The following is a 12,407-nucleotide window of genomic DNA, read 5'->3' on the forward strand; positions in this document are numbered from 1 at the left end:
CCAACCACTCAGCCGACCGTGCACTCCCCGCCGACCAGACCGCAGGAGACCGGGGCGTCGCCGCTGCCGGTCGCGGTGAACGTGACCTCGACGGACTCACCGGCGGTCAGCGTGGTGCGCGACTGGAGGACCAGCAGACCGCCGTCCTGCACCCACTGCGCCCCCCGGACCGCGGAGACCAGGCCGCCCACGGGGATGCTGAGGGTCCAGTCGCTCAGCGACCTGGTCGAGTCGTTCACCACCTGCACCTCGGCGGTGTAACCGGCCAGGCGCTGCCGGACGACGTCGAACCTGACGTTGACGGCCGCGCCGCCGCTGCTGGTGGAGCTGGACTGGGAGCCGGACCCGGTGCCCGAGGTGGAGCTGGTGACGGGGTCGGGGACACCGGGCTGGCCGGTGTTGTTCGCCTCCCGCATGTCGGACGGCTCGGCCGCGGGCGTGGGCTCCTCGGAGGGCTCGGGGTCCTCGGGCGCGGCGGACCTGGTGGGCCGGTTGGACGGCCGCGGCGAGGTGGTACGGCGGGGCTCGCGCTCGGGGGCGGTCGAGGCCGACGGGCGCGGCCGGACCGCGGCCTTGGTCTCCGACGGCTGGTCCGTCGGCTCCTCCGTGGGCTCCTCTGCGGTCTCCTCAGCGGCGGGGTCGCTCTCCTCCGCGCTCGGGTCGGGCTCGGCGGCTTCGGAGGTCTCGGAGACGGGTGAGGCCGACTGGCTCGTCGTTCCCGCGCCCGCCTTGGACGACTCGCCGGAGGAGCTCACCATCCGCACGCCCACGACGGTGCCGCCGAGCACGATGGCGACGGCGGCCACCGACAGGAGCGCGACCTTGCCCCTGCCGCCCTGCCCCGACTCGCGCGCGTCGGCGGCGGGGCGGCGCCTGCCGCGCCGCCCGCGGGACGACCGGTCCTCCCGCTCGTCCTCCCAGTCCGCGTTCTCGCTCCACTCGCCGCCGGAGAGGAAGGCCGTCTCGTTGGGCTCGGCGGCGTCCTCCCACGCGGCCACGGGCTGCCGCGGCGGGCCGGTGGCCACGAGCCTGTCGGTCGGCGAGCTGGTGACGGGAGTGGGGCCCGTGGCGGGACCTCCGGCGTCGTCGAAGCCCTGCCCGCCGTACGGTGCCCCGCCGGGGACCGGGTCGCCGAACGCGGGGTCGCCGAAGACGCGGTCGCCGAACACGGCGGTCTCCCCGTGCCCGGGTCCGCCGAAAGCGTCGTCGCCCTGGCCGCCGAATGCGGGGTCAGCGGGGCCACGGCCGCCGGGAGCCTGCTCCCCTGGGCCGGGCGCGGCCCGGCCCGCGTCACCGAACGCCGGACCGCCGTACGCCCGCTCGCCGAAGCCGGAGTCGGGACCAGGGCCCGGGTCGCCGAAGAAGGAGTCCTGGCCAGGGCCGGGGTCGCCGAAGAAGGAGTCCTGGCGAGGTCCGCGGTCGCCGGAGCCGGGGCCAGGGCCGGGGTCGGGGTCGCCGAAGAAGGAAGAGCCGGCGCCCGAGGGGCCGCCGCCGAAGGCGGACACGGGGTCGCCGAAGGCGTCACGGGCCGACATGGGCTCCGTCGCGGGACGGCCCAGCATGTCGGGCTGCTGCGGCGGCACAGCCCACTCCCCCGTCGAGGGACCGGCCTGGAACTGCTGGTCGATCTGGTCGGGCGGCGCGGGCCACCCTGCCTGATCGGCCACGGGCGCCATGAAGGCCCCCGTGGTGATGGGGTCGTCGGAGGAGCGAAAGTCCGCCTTCCGGGGGTCTTCCGAGTCGCGTCCCCCTTGGTTCCACGCGTTCTCTGGTTCGCCGGTGCCGTGGCGGGCCATGTTTGCCCTTCCTGCCGGATACATGGGCCGCCCATCTTAATAACATCTTTAATACGCGTTTGTCACAACTTTCCCGAGGGTATCTTCTCGGAACGGCTCTTTCACGCTCTGAAGTGATCCCAGCCGCCGGGTCCCATCGCGCGTCCGGTGACCTGTACCTTCGCCCCCTCGGTCACGTGGCCGACGACGGTCCAGTGGGGCGGAAGCCGTACCTCCGCGGGGAAGACCGCGGCCAGAGAGTGATCTTCGCCACCCGTGAGCACCCAGTCGAGTGGATCGGTCCCGAGCTCCTTCGCGGCGGCTGAGACCGGCTCGCCGACGGGGAAGGCGGCGGGATCGAGGGTGATGCCCACGCCGCTCGCCTCGGCCACGTGTCCGAGGTCCTGCAGCAGCCCGTCGCTGACGTCCAGCATCGCCGTGGCGCCCAGCCGGGCCGCCTCAGGACCTCGCTCGTACGGCGGTCGCGGCCGCCGGTGCGCCTCGACCGCCTCCAGCAGCGGCCCGGCGGCCGGAACGATCCCGGCGTCCAGCACGGCGAGCCCCGCGGCCGCGTAGCCCAGCCGCCCCGCGTAGGCGACCACCTGGCCGGGGCGCGCTCCCGCACGGGTGACGGGCGCCTGCCCCGCGAGGTCGCCCAGCGCGGTCACGCCGATCACCACGCGCTCGGAGCGGGCGATGTCACCGCCGACCACGCTGGCGCCGACCAGCGCGCACTCGTCCCTGAACCCGTCGGCCAGCCCGTCGACCCACTCCACGGGAACGTCACCCGGCATGCCGAGCCCCACCACGAGCGAGGTGGGAACAGCCCCCATTGCGGCAATATCGGAAAGATTCTGTGCTGCGGCCTTCCTGCCTACGTCATACGCGCTGGACCAATCACGGCGAAAGTGCCTACCCTCGATCAACAAGTCCGTTGTCACTACGACCCGCCCATCGGGCGATTTCACCACCGCGGCGTCGTCACCAGGACCGAGCAGCACGCTCTCGCCCTGTGGCAAGCGCCGAGCAATGCGTGCTACAACTCCGAACTCGCCGAGATCTCCGACTGTGATGACGCACCTCCTACTCATAAGAGACATGCCCACCAAAACGCCAGCCACCGTACGGCATGGACAGAACCCACGTTTCTCATGAGGTGGCACACAGGGTACGGTGGCCCTTCGGCGCTGATCCAATCGCCCGGGAGGACGTAATGGTGCAGGCGTACATCCTGATCCAGACCGAGGTCGGCAAGGCCGCCGCAGTGGCTCGCGAGATCTCGGGCATCACCGGGGTCACCCAGGCCGAGGACGTGACAGGTCCCTACGACGTGATCGTGCGCGCCGAGGCCCGCAACGTGGACGAGCTCGGCAAGCTGGTCGTCGCCCAGATCCAGGCGGTCGAGGGGATAACGCGTACGCTGACGTGCCCTATCGTCCACATATGAAGCGAGGCGTCGCCGTCCTGGCGCTGGTCCTGCTCGCCGGGTGCGGCGGCGCCGTCCAGGTCGAACCACCCGTCCCCCAGGGGGAGGCGGTGGCGGCGTGCACGAAGCTCTCCCGCCTGCTGCCCCAGCAGGTCGACGGGGCGGGGCGGGTGGCCTCCACGCCCGAGTCGCCGTACGTCGCCGTCTGGGGCTCGGCCGAGATCGCGCTGCGGTGCGGGGTACCGCGGCCTGCCCGGATGGCCGCCACCGACCAGCTCCTCGAACTCGACGGGGTGGGCTGGTTCGCCGACCCCACGACGCCGACGCTGTTCACGGCGGTGACCGACACCGCCTATGTCGAGGTGACGATCGCGAAGACGCACGAGGCGTCCAGCGTGCTGATCGACCTGGCCGAGCCCGTCAAGAAGGCCACCGGCTGATCGGGGGCCGGCCGGGGGCTGGAGACGCGCCCCCTGACGCCGGCCCCGGGGAACAGCCCCCGAGCGCCGGCCAGGGGCGCGGAACGGCTCAGCGCAGCCCGGCGCGGCGGTTGAGCGCGAGCTGGATGAGCCGCTCCACCAGCTGCCCATAGTCGAGCCCGGTGGCCGCCCACAGCTGCGGCGCCACCGACAGCGACGTGAACCCGGGCATGGTGTTGATCTCGTTGAGGATCAGCCGCCCGTCAGGGGTGTAGAAGAAGTCGACCCTGGACAGCCCCTCGCAGCCGAGCGCCTCGAAGGCCCGCACCGCCATCGCCCGCAGTTCCTCGGCCTTGCCGGCCGGGATGTCCGCGGGCACGTCGAGCGACATCTGGTCCGGGTAGTACTTGGCCTCGAAGTCGAAGAACTCCTGGCCGCCCTGCACGAGCACCTCGCCGGGGACGGAGGCGGCCGGCGGCTCGTCGCCGAGCGACTCCAGCACCGCGCACTCGATCTCGCGGCCGACGATCGCCGCCTCGACCAGCACCTTCGGGTCGTGCACCCGGGCGTGCTCGACCGCCGCCTCCAGCGACGCCCGGTCGTGGGCCTTGGAGATGCCCTGGCTGGAGCCCGCGCGGGCGGGCTTGACGAACACCGGCCAGCCGAGCTCCTCCACCTCCTTGACCACGCGCTCCCTGTCGAGGCGCCAGTCGCGCTCGCGCACCACCACGTGGCGGCCGACGGGCAGCCCGGCGGCGGCGAGGATGGCCTTCATGTACGCCTTGTCCATGCCGACGGCGCTGGCCAGCACGCCGGAGCCGACGTAGCGCACGCCCGCCATCTCCAGCAGGCCCTGGATCGTGCCGTCCTCGGCGAAGGGGCCGTGCATGACGGGGAAGACGACGTCGACGGTGCCGAGCTCGACCGGGATGCTGCCCTGCTCGTAGGTCACCAGCGCACCCTCGCCCGACGGCAGGGCCAGCTCGGCGCCCGAGGTGTCGACCACGGGCAGCTCGCCGTCCTCGATGGCGAACCGCTGGTCACTCGCGGCGAGCACCCACCGGCCGTCCTGGGCGATCCCGATGGGGATCACCTCGTACTTGGACCTGTCGATCACTTCGAGTACGCTGCCCGCCCCCATGAGGGAGACGGCGTGCTCGGAGTTGCGACCACCGAAAACGACCGCGACGCGTGGCTTGCTCATGTCGCCCGAATCTACCCTGCTTGGGAGTCAAGGGCTCGTGTCACGTCCGCCACGAGATCTTCGACGTCCTCGAGCCCGATCGTGAAGCGTACGGCGGCGCCCTGCCTGACGGCGGAGGTGCTGCAGCCGATCAGCCGCAGCGACGTGACGAGGTCGTCGGCGTCGCCGCGCGGCGTGACGCTCACCCGCGGACCGAACCGCGTGCCCTCGGGTCCCGAGTCGAACAGCCGGCGGGCCAGGTGGTGCCCCGGATGGTGGGGCAGGCCCGGGTAGTCGACGGCGGCCACGCCGGGATGCTTGGCCACGGCCGCGACGAACTCCATGGCGGTCGCGCACCTGCGCCTGACCCGCAGCGTCAGCGTCTCCAGCGCGCCGAGCAGCGCGGCCTCGTCGGCGGGCGAGAGGGGCGCGCCGAGGTCGTCGGTGAGCCTGCGCATCAGGTCGTGGCGGCCGACGACGACGCCGCCCTCGCGGTCGCCGAGGAGCGTGCCGGTCGAGTGGATGACCAGGTCGGCGCCGTGTTCGAGCGGGCGGCAGACGATCGGCGTGGCCAGTGTGGAGTCGACCACGAGCATCGCGCCGGCCTCCCTGGCCAGGCGGTACAGCCCGCGCAGGTCGGCCACGGCGGTGTCGGAGAGCGTCTCGACGTATATGATCTTCGTGTTGCCGCGGACGGCCTGCCGTACGGCCGACAGGTCACCCGTGTCGACGAAGTCGGCGCTGACCCCGAACCTGCCGAGCACGTTGGCGAGCACGCCGGCCCCAGGCGCGGGAGCGATCACGTGCGAGCCGCCGCGCAGGAACGTCAGCAGGACGGCGGCCAGGGCGGCATCGCCCGAGGCGAACGTCTTGCCTGCCACGTTCTCTGGCGCGGCCACGCCCTCGAGGGCGGCCACGGCCGTGGCGTACCCGCCCCCGGCGGGCGCGCGGACGCACCGGGTGTTCTCTCTCACACGCCGTATCTCTCCGGCTTGGGGGTGCGCGACATCAGCAGCACCCCGGCTTCCTCGGGGGTCATGCCGTCGTGGACCACGCCCACCACCACCTCGGTGATCGGCATCTCCACGTCGTGCTTCCTGGCCAGCTCGAGCACCGACTCGCAGGACTTGACGCCCTCGGCCGTCTGCTTGGTGACCGCGACGACCTCGGCCAGCGTCATGCCCTTGCCGAGGTTCTCGCCGAACGTGCGGTTGCGCGACAGCGGCGAGGTGCAGGTGGCGACCAGGTCGCCCATGCCGGCCAGGCCCGCGAACGTGTGCGGGTCGGCGCCGAGCGCCGCGCCCAGCCGGGAGATCTCGGCCAGCCCGCGGGTCATCAGCATGGCGGCCACGTTGTCGCCCATGCCCATGCCGACGGCGACGCCCACCGCCAGCGCGATCACGTTCTTGACCGCGCCGCCCAGCTCCACGCCCACGACGTCGGGGTTGGTGTAGGGCCGGAACCACGGCGGCACGTGGCAGGCCTCCTGCAGGCGTTCGAGGGTGCGCTCGTCGGGGCAGGCGACGACGGTCGCCGCCGGCTGGCCCCTGACGATCTCACCGACCAGGTTGGGGCCGGAGACGACCGCGACCCGCTCCTGCGGCACCTCGGCCACCTCGCAGATGACCTCGCTCATCCGCTTGGTGGTGCCGAGCTCGATGCCCTTCATCAGGCTGACCAGCACCGCGTCGTCCGGCAGGTGGGGCTTCCAGAGGGTGAGGTTCTCCCTGAGCGTCTGCGAGGGGACGCCGAGGACCACGAAGTCGGCGCCGTCCAGCGCCCTGGCCGGGTCGGTCGTCGCGCGCAGCGTCTCGGGCAGCAGGACGCCCGGCAGGTAGTCGGGGTTCTCGTGGCGGCGGTCGATCGCCTCGACGATCTCGGGGCGGCGGCCCCACAGCGTGGTCCGCACGCCGGCACGCGCCAGGATCATGGCGAACGTGGTGCCCCACGAGCCGGTGCCGAAAACGGCGGCCTTGGTCATCTGATTCACCGCCCTGCCGGGTCGTAGGGGGTCTCCGGAGCTTTCTCTCCCCTGATTTCCGCCAGTTGAACGGTGATCGCGGCCATGATGTCGGCGGTCGCCTCACGCAGCACCGGACCTCGCAACGGCTGCCCCTCGTACTTCGACAGGTCGACGGGAGGTCCGACCCGTACGGTGAACGTCTTGCGAGGAAAGAGTCTCGGCTTCTTTTCCCCGTAGGGCAACAGCTCGTGAGCACCCCAGTGGGCGACAGGGATGACGGTCGCCCCCGTCTGCAGCGCCAGGCGGGCGACGCCGGTCTTGCCGACCATCGGCCACAGCCCGGGATCGCGGGTGACGGTCCCCTCGGGGTAGAACATGATCGCGCCCCCGTCGCGCAGCCGCTGCTCGGAGATCTCCAGCGACCGGGCGGCCTCGGCGGTGCCCCGGTCCACCGGGATCGCCTGCAGCGCGCGCACCGCGGCGCCCAGGAACGGCACCCTGAACAGCGACGCCTTGGCGAGAATGACCGGCCAGCGCCCGTGGTTGTAGAGGAAGTGCGCGATGAGAACGGGATCGGTCCACGACAGGTGATTGGTCGCGATGATGAGCCCGCCGGTCTTCGGGATCAGCTCGCCCCTGCGCCAGTCCTTCTTGACGAGCAGCCACGAGAGCGGTTTGACGATCACCACCGCGAAGGTCTCCCAAGGGCGGGATGGTCGGCCGGGGCGGCTCATGAACTCCTCCAAGACAGACGACTGCGCCCCAAGTCTCCCGGTTGGCCGCTCGGGATGTCGAGACGAGATGCTTAAGCCTATGAGCATCCGCTGGTCACTCGTCATCCCGGTGAAGACGCTGGTAGCGGCCAAGAGCCGGCTGGCCGCGGCGACCGGGCCGCACCGGACCGCGCTCGCGGTCGCGGTGGCCGGCGACACGCTGTCGGCGGCGCTGGCCGCCGCGCCCGTGGCCAGAGTCATCGTGGTCACGGCCGACCAGGGCGCCGCAGGGCCGCTCGCCGCGCTGGGGGCCGTGGTGGTCCCCGACCCCGACCGCGGTCTCAACACCGCGCTGCGCGCGGGTGCCGCCCATGCGGTACGGCTGGCGCCTGGCGACGCCGTCGGCGCCCTCCAGGCCGACCTGCCCGCCCTGCGCCCCGCCGAGCTGGCCACGGTGTTGGAGGCGGCGGCCGAGTTCGACCAGGCGTTCGTGCCGGACGCGCTCGACGTCGGCACGACCTTCTACGGCGTACGGCCCGGCGTGCCGTTCACCCCCCGTTTCGGCGGCGAGTCGAGGGCCAAGCACCTGGCCGGCGGAGCCAAGGAGCTGACCCTGGAGGGCATCGAGTCGGTCAGGCGTGACGTCGACACCCCCGACGACCTGCGCGCGGCCATCGCGCTGGGCCTCGGCCCGCACACCGCCGAGGTGGTCAGCCGGCTTCGGCTCGCAGACGCCTGATCCACGGCGACACGATGACCGGCAGGTGGGCCGTCGCCGTGCCGAGGCAGGCAACCCACAGCAGCACGCCCACGCTCACCCGCTCGGCCAGCAGGCCGCCGAGCAGGCCGCCGACCGGCATCGCGCTCCACATGAGGAAGCGCATGCTGGCGTTCATCCGGCCGCGCAGGTGGTCGGGGGTGACGGCCTGGCGGTAGCTGCTCTGGGCGACGTTGAAGACGACCGCGGCGACGAGCATCAGGAACAGCCCCAGCGGGTACAGCAGGACCCGCCATCCCTCGCCGGCGAACCCGCCGATCAGCGGGAACAGCCCGGCGAGGACGGCGCCGCCGTACATGGCGCCGCCGTTGCCGTACCTGGCGACGATCTTCGGGGCGAGCGCGCCGCCCAGCACGCCGCCGGCGCCCGCGGCCGAGACGATCAGGCCGTAGGCTCCGGCGCCGAGGTCGAGCTCGCGCACCAGGAACAGCGGCTGGACGATCGCCCACAGGCCGTTGGTGAGCATGTTCAGCGCGCCGACCAGGGCGACGCGGCGCAGCACCTGGTGGCCGAGCACGTATCTGAGCCCTTCGGCGACCTCGGCCTTGACGCTCCTGCGCTCCGCCGGGGCGGCAGAGGTCTCGTCGGCTTTGATCGTCGACAGGACCAGCGCCGAGCAGGCGTACGAGATCGCGTCGGCCAGCAGCGCGAAGGGCGCGGCGAGCACCTGGACCAGCCAGCCGCCGAAGCCGGGCCCGGCCAGCCAGGCGGCGTTGCGCAGCGTCTCCAGGGTGCCGATCCCGGTGGACAGGCCGTCCTTGCGGACGATCGAGGGCAGCAGGCTCATGTGGGCGACGTCGAAGAAGACGGTGCCGACCCCGATGACCAGCGCGACGGCGTAGAGCTGGGCGAGCGTCAGCACGTCGGCGAAGGCCGCCACCGGGACGCTGAACAGCGCCAGCGCGCGCACGCCGTCGGCGGCGACCAGGATGGGACGGCGGCGCATCCGGTCCGCCCACACGCCGGCCGGCAGGCCGATGACCAGGAAGGCGGCCATCTCCGCGGCGGTGAGCAGGCCGAGCTGGAACGGTGTCGCGTCCAGCACCAGCAGGGCGGTCAGCGGCAGGGCCACCAGCGTCACCTGGGTGCCGAACTGGCTGAGGACGTCGGCGCCGACCAGCCGCCGGAAGGCGGAGTTCCGCCAGACGCTTTGCGCAACGGGCACGAAGCGGGATCCTCACCGGTTCCCTGTGCGGGGGTCAAACGATTTACGCTGGGGCTCGTGCAGGCGACGGTGCGGAGTTTCGATCCGGAGACCCGTTCGGGGTCGGTGTTCCTCGACGACGGAAGTGTGCTGGAGTTCGGCGCGGAGGCGTTCGACGCGGGGCCGCTACGGCTGTTGCGTACGGGACAGCGTGTGAATCTCGGCGTCTCCGGAGAGGAGATCACCTATGTCACGCTGTCGACTTTCCCGGTGCCCGGCTGAGCGGCCCGCTTACGCAAATAGCACACCTGGATTTCGCAAATAAAACGCCCGGACCCCCTTATCGGGTGTCCGGGCGCTCCGTAGTTACTTACTTCTTCTTGGCGGCCTTCTTGCCTCCGGCGTTGACCAGCTCCTTGAAGTCCGAGCCAGGACGGAACTTCGGCCCCCAGCTCTCGGCCACCTTGATCTCAGCACCGGTCGACGGGTTCCTGGCCGTGCGCTGCGGCTTGTGGACCATCTCGAACGCGCCGAAGCCCGTGATCGAGACCTTGTCGCCACTCGCGACGGCCTTCTGAATGGCGTCGAGAATGGCGTTCACGGCCTCGGTCGCCGTCTTCTTGTCGCCCACCCGGTCCGCGATGGCGTCGACGAGTTCCCGCTTGTTCATGTAGGTTTCGCTCCCCCTGTTACGGCTCGGGGTTCCAGCAACGAGTCCAACGGTCGAGAAACCCCTTACGGGTTGAATCTAAAGGGGGATTGCGAAGGAACTCAATCACCAGACGCGTTTTTTTGGGCACCCGGCGTGTCGGATTCGCTGTTCAGCTCGGCGAGGAAGGTCGCCAACCGGGTCGCCGCACGTTCGGGATCACGTTTGGCGAGATCACAGATGGCCAGGTATCGGCGCGCGAAACGTTCTCGGTGGGCCGTGGGCAGCAGGCGGACGCGGCGGTGCGCCTCGCGCAACCGCCGCGCCAGTTCGTCGTCCTCTAGACGGTCGTCGGCAGCCATGACTGCCGACCATTCTCGTACGTGGTGATGTCGTCGGCGTGACGCAGGGTCAGGCCGATGTCGTCCAGGCCCTCCATCAGGCGCCAGCGGGTGTAGTCGTCGATCTCGAAGGCCACGACCTCGCCGGCCCAGCGGACCTGCCGCTCGGCCAGGTCGACGGTGACGGGCAGGTTCGGGTCGGCCTCGACGGCCGCCTGCAGCGCCTCGACCCTGTCGCCCGGCAGGACGACGGGGAGCAGGCCCATCTTGGTGGAGTTGTTGCGGAAGATGTCGCCGAACCTGGCGGCGATCACGACGCGGAAGCCGTACTGCTGCAGCGCCCAGACGGCGTGCTCGCGCGAGGAGCCGGTGCCGAAGTCGGGGCCGGAGACCAGGATGCTTGCCCCCTGGTAGGCCGGGTCGTTCAGGACGAAGGAGGGGTCCTCGCGCCAGGCGGAGAACAGGCCCTTCTCGAAGCCGGTACGGCTGACCTGCTTGAGCCAGACGGCGGGGATGATCTGATCGGTGTCGACGTTGCTGCGGCGCAGCGGCACCGCCGTGCCGGTGTGCGTGGTGAAAGCGTCCATCGTGGCTGTCCTTGAAGTCGTGTGGTGAGGCCGGAGAGGGTTACAGGTCCGCCGGAGCCGTCAGCCGGCCCGTCACGGCCGTGGCCGCGGCGACCGCGGGCGAGACCAGGTGGGTGCGGCCTCCCTTGCCCTGCCGGCCCTCGAAGTTGCGGTTGGAGGTCGAGGCGCTGCGCTCGCCCGGGGCGAGCGTGTCGGGGTTCATGCCGAGACACATCGAGCACCCGGCCTGCCGCCACTCCGCGCCCGCGGCCTCGAACACCTCGTCCAGGCCCTCCTTCTCGGCCTGCAGCTTCACCAGCATCGAGCCGGGCACGATCAGCGTGCGGGTCTTGACCTGCCGGCCGCGCAGGATGTCGGCCGCGGCCCGCAGGTCCTCGATGCGCCCGTTGGTGCACGAGCCGACGAAGACGGTGTCGACCTCGATCTCGCGCAGCGGCGTGCCGGCCGTCAGACCCATGTACTCCAGCGCCCGCTCGGCCGCCGACCGCTCGATGGGGTCGGCGAAGGACTCGGGCGACGGTACGGCCGCGCCCAGCGGGAGCCCCTGTCCCGGGTTGGTCCCCCAGGTGACGAACGGCGTCAGCGTCGTGGCGTCGATCTCCACGACCTTGTCGAAGACGGCGTCGTCGTCGCTCCTGAGCGACTTCCAGTGCTCGACGGCCTGGTCCCACGCCTCGCCCTTGGGGGCGTGGGGGCGGTCTTTCAGGTAGGCGAACGTCGTCTCGTCGGGCGCGATCATGCCGGCGCGGGCGCCCGCCTCGATGGACATGTTGCAGATGGTCATCCTGCCCTCCATGGAGAGCTTGCGGATGGCCTCGCCGCGGTACTCGACGATGTAGCCCTGGCCGCCGCCGGTGCCGATCTTCGCGATGATCGCCAGGATCAGGTCCTTCGCCGTGACGCCCACCGGCAGCTCGCCGCCGACCTCGATGGCCATGGTCTTCGGGCGGTAGGCGGGCAGCGTCTGCGTGGCCAGCACGTGCTCCACCTCGGAGGTGCCGATGCCGAACGCGATGCCGCCGAAGGCGCCGTGGGTGGAGGTGTGAGAATCGCCACACACGATCGTCATGCCCGGCTGGGTCAGGCCGAACTGCGGGCCGATGATGTGGACCACGCCCTGGCCGGCGTCGCCCATGGGATGCAGCCTGACGCCGAACTCGGCGGCGTTCTTGCGCAGCGTCTCGACCTGCGTCTTGGAGACGGGGTCGGAGATCGGGCCGAGCACGGTCGGGACGTTGTGGTCCTCGGTGGCGATGGTGAGATCGGGCCTGCGCACCTTGCGTCCCGCCATGCGCAGGCCGTCGAAGGCCTGCGGGCTGGTGACCTCGTGAACGAGGTGCAGGTCGATGTAGAGCAGGTCGGGTTCACCCTCGGCACGCCGCACGACGTGCTGCTCCCAGACCTTCTCCGCGAGTGTGCGGCCCATTGA

Annotated in this window: 15 protein-coding genes; 4 read left to right on the forward strand and 11 right to left on the reverse strand. The window is 71.4% G+C overall.

The genetic code is table 11. The annotated features are described in order from the left end of the window. Nucleotides 1–8: 8 nt before the first annotated feature. Both ABZX22_RS16940 and ABZX22_RS16945 read right to left on the reverse strand, forming a co-directional pair. Nucleotides 9–1,667, reverse strand: coding sequence for a cellulose binding domain-containing protein (locus ABZX22_RS16940; protein ID WP_354909571.1), 1,659 nt, complete (start codon nt 1,665–1,667; stop codon nt 9–11). A 230-nt stretch (nt 1,668–1,897) separates the two neighbouring features. After that, on the reverse strand, nt 1,898–2,875 hold the full coding sequence (locus ABZX22_RS16945) for a thiamine-phosphate kinase (RefSeq protein ID WP_354909574.1): 978 nt from the start codon (nt 2,873–2,875) through the stop codon (nt 1,898–1,900). A 113-nt stretch (nt 2,876–2,988) separates the two neighbouring features. On the opposite strand from ABZX22_RS16945, the gene ABZX22_RS16950 reads away from it, so the two are divergent. Next, on the forward strand, nt 2,989–3,222 hold the full coding sequence (locus tag ABZX22_RS16950; protein ID WP_354909576.1) for an Lrp/AsnC ligand binding domain-containing protein: 234 nt from the start codon (nt 2,989–2,991) through the stop codon (nt 3,220–3,222). Then, on the forward strand, nt 3,219–3,641 hold the full coding sequence (locus ABZX22_RS16955) for a DUF3515 family protein (RefSeq protein WP_354909578.1): 423 nt from the start codon (nt 3,219–3,221) through the stop codon (nt 3,639–3,641). Before ABZX22_RS16950 ends, ABZX22_RS16955 begins: the two co-directional genes overlap by 4 nt. 88 nt (nt 3,642–3,729) lie before the next feature. Here ABZX22_RS16955 and ABZX22_RS16960 read toward each other — a convergent pair whose 3' ends face one another. The 4 genes from ABZX22_RS16960 to ABZX22_RS16975 are packed head-to-tail and all read right to left on the reverse strand — an operon-like array spanning nt 3,730 to nt 7,500. Then, a complete protein-coding gene (locus ABZX22_RS16960) occupies nt 3,730–4,824 on the reverse strand; it encodes a D-alanine--D-alanine ligase family protein (RefSeq protein ID WP_354909581.1) in 1,095 nt (364 codons plus the stop codon). Nucleotides 4,825–4,835: 11 nt separating this feature from the next. Continuing rightward, the gene (locus ABZX22_RS16965; RefSeq protein WP_354909583.1) at nt 4,836–5,777 is read right to left on the reverse strand and encodes a PLP-dependent transferase; all 942 of its coding nucleotides are present in this window, start codon (nt 5,775–5,777) and stop codon (nt 4,836–4,838) included. Then, the gene (locus ABZX22_RS16970; protein WP_354909585.1) at nt 5,774–6,784 is read right to left on the reverse strand and encodes an NAD(P)H-dependent glycerol-3-phosphate dehydrogenase; all 1,011 of its coding nucleotides are present in this window, start codon (nt 6,782–6,784) and stop codon (nt 5,774–5,776) included. The genes ABZX22_RS16965 and ABZX22_RS16970 overlap by 4 nt, the downstream gene beginning before the upstream one ends. 5 nt (nt 6,785–6,789) lie before the next feature. Then, on the reverse strand, nt 6,790–7,500 hold the full coding sequence (locus tag ABZX22_RS16975; RefSeq protein ID WP_354909587.1) for a lysophospholipid acyltransferase family protein: 711 nt from the start codon (nt 7,498–7,500) through the stop codon (nt 6,790–6,792). A 79-nt stretch (nt 7,501–7,579) separates the two neighbouring features. Here ABZX22_RS16975 and cofC point away from each other — a divergent pair, with 79 nt between their 5' ends. Continuing rightward, a complete protein-coding gene (cofC, locus tag ABZX22_RS16980; protein ID WP_354909589.1) occupies nt 7,580–8,218 on the forward strand; it encodes a 2-phospho-L-lactate guanylyltransferase in 639 nt (212 codons plus the stop codon). On the opposite strand, the gene ABZX22_RS16985 is transcribed toward cofC, so the two are convergent. Further along, on the reverse strand, nt 8,190–9,422 hold the full coding sequence (locus tag ABZX22_RS16985) for an MFS transporter (protein WP_354909591.1): 1,233 nt from the start codon (nt 9,420–9,422) through the stop codon (nt 8,190–8,192). The two genes, cofC and ABZX22_RS16985, sit on opposite strands and share 29 nt — an antisense overlap. 57 nt (nt 9,423–9,479) lie before the next feature. On the opposite strand from ABZX22_RS16985, the gene ABZX22_RS16990 reads away from it, so the two are divergent. Further along, complete coding sequence (locus ABZX22_RS16990; protein ID WP_354909594.1) at nt 9,480–9,683, forward strand: hypothetical protein; 204 nt, start codon at nt 9,480–9,482, stop codon at nt 9,681–9,683. An 88-nt stretch (nt 9,684–9,771) separates the two neighbouring features. Here ABZX22_RS16990 and ABZX22_RS16995 read toward each other — a convergent pair whose 3' ends face one another. The 4 genes from ABZX22_RS16995 to leuC form a co-directional block, all read right to left on the reverse strand. Further along, nucleotides 9,772–10,071: an HU family DNA-binding protein gene (locus ABZX22_RS16995; protein ID WP_354909596.1), complete on the reverse strand. Its 300-nt coding sequence runs from the start codon at nt 10,069–10,071 to the stop codon at nt 9,772–9,774. 101 nt (nt 10,072–10,172) lie between these two features. Continuing rightward, on the reverse strand, nt 10,173–10,412 hold the full coding sequence (locus ABZX22_RS17000) for a hypothetical protein (protein WP_354909598.1): 240 nt from the start codon (nt 10,410–10,412) through the stop codon (nt 10,173–10,175). Beyond that, the gene (gene leuD, locus ABZX22_RS17005) at nt 10,391–10,978 is read right to left on the reverse strand and encodes a 3-isopropylmalate dehydratase small subunit (RefSeq protein WP_354909601.1); all 588 of its coding nucleotides are present in this window, start codon (nt 10,976–10,978) and stop codon (nt 10,391–10,393) included. Before leuD ends, ABZX22_RS17000 begins: the two co-directional genes overlap by 22 nt. Nucleotides 10,979–11,018: 40 nt before the next feature. Next, on the reverse strand, nt 11,019–12,404 hold the full coding sequence (leuC, locus tag ABZX22_RS17010) for a 3-isopropylmalate dehydratase large subunit (RefSeq protein ID WP_354909604.1): 1,386 nt from the start codon (nt 12,402–12,404) through the stop codon (nt 11,019–11,021). Nucleotides 12,405–12,407 lie beyond the last annotated feature (3 nt).

It is taken from the genome of Nonomuraea sp. NPDC003804, from assembly GCF_040610675.1.
Classification (GTDB): Bacteria; Actinomycetota; Actinomycetes; order Streptosporangiales; family Streptosporangiaceae; genus Nonomuraea.

What these genes read in the sequence shown, in the direction of transcription:
- ABZX22_RS16945 (WP_354909574.1), bottom strand. Translation starts at nt 2,875, where the DNA reads ATGTCTCTTATGAGTAGGAGGTGCGTCATCACAGTCGGAGATCTCGGC.
- ABZX22_RS16950 (WP_354909576.1), top strand. Translation starts at nt 2,989, where the DNA reads ATGGTGCAGGCGTACATCCTGATCCAGACCGAGGTCGGCAAGGCCGCC.
- ABZX22_RS16955 (WP_354909578.1), top strand. Translation starts at nt 3,219, where the DNA reads ATGAAGCGAGGCGTCGCCGTCCTGGCGCTGGTCCTGCTCGCCGGGTGC.
- ABZX22_RS16960 (WP_354909581.1), bottom strand. Translation starts at nt 4,824, where the DNA reads ATGAGCAAGCCACGCGTCGCGGTCGTTTTCGGTGGTCGCAACTCCGAG.
- ABZX22_RS16970 (WP_354909585.1), bottom strand. Translation starts at nt 6,784, where the DNA reads ATGACCAAGGCCGCCGTTTTCGGCACCGGCTCGTGGGGCACCACGTTC.
- ABZX22_RS16975 (WP_354909587.1), bottom strand. Translation starts at nt 7,500, where the DNA reads ATGAGCCGCCCCGGCCGACCATCCCGCCCTTGGGAGACCTTCGCGGTG.
- cofC (WP_354909589.1), top strand. Translation starts at nt 7,580, where the DNA reads ATGAGCATCCGCTGGTCACTCGTCATCCCGGTGAAGACGCTGGTAGCG.
- ABZX22_RS16995 (WP_354909596.1), bottom strand. Translation starts at nt 10,071, where the DNA reads ATGAACAAGCGGGAACTCGTCGACGCCATCGCGGACCGGGTGGGCGAC.
- ABZX22_RS17000 (WP_354909598.1), bottom strand. Translation starts at nt 10,412, where the DNA reads ATGGCTGCCGACGACCGTCTAGAGGACGACGAACTGGCGCGGCGGTTG.
- leuD (WP_354909601.1), bottom strand. Translation starts at nt 10,978, where the DNA reads ATGGACGCTTTCACCACGCACACCGGCACGGCGGTGCCGCTGCGCCGC.
- leuC (WP_354909604.1), bottom strand. Translation starts at nt 12,404, where the DNA reads ATGGGCCGCACACTCGCGGAGAAGGTCTGGGAGCAGCACGTCGTGCGG.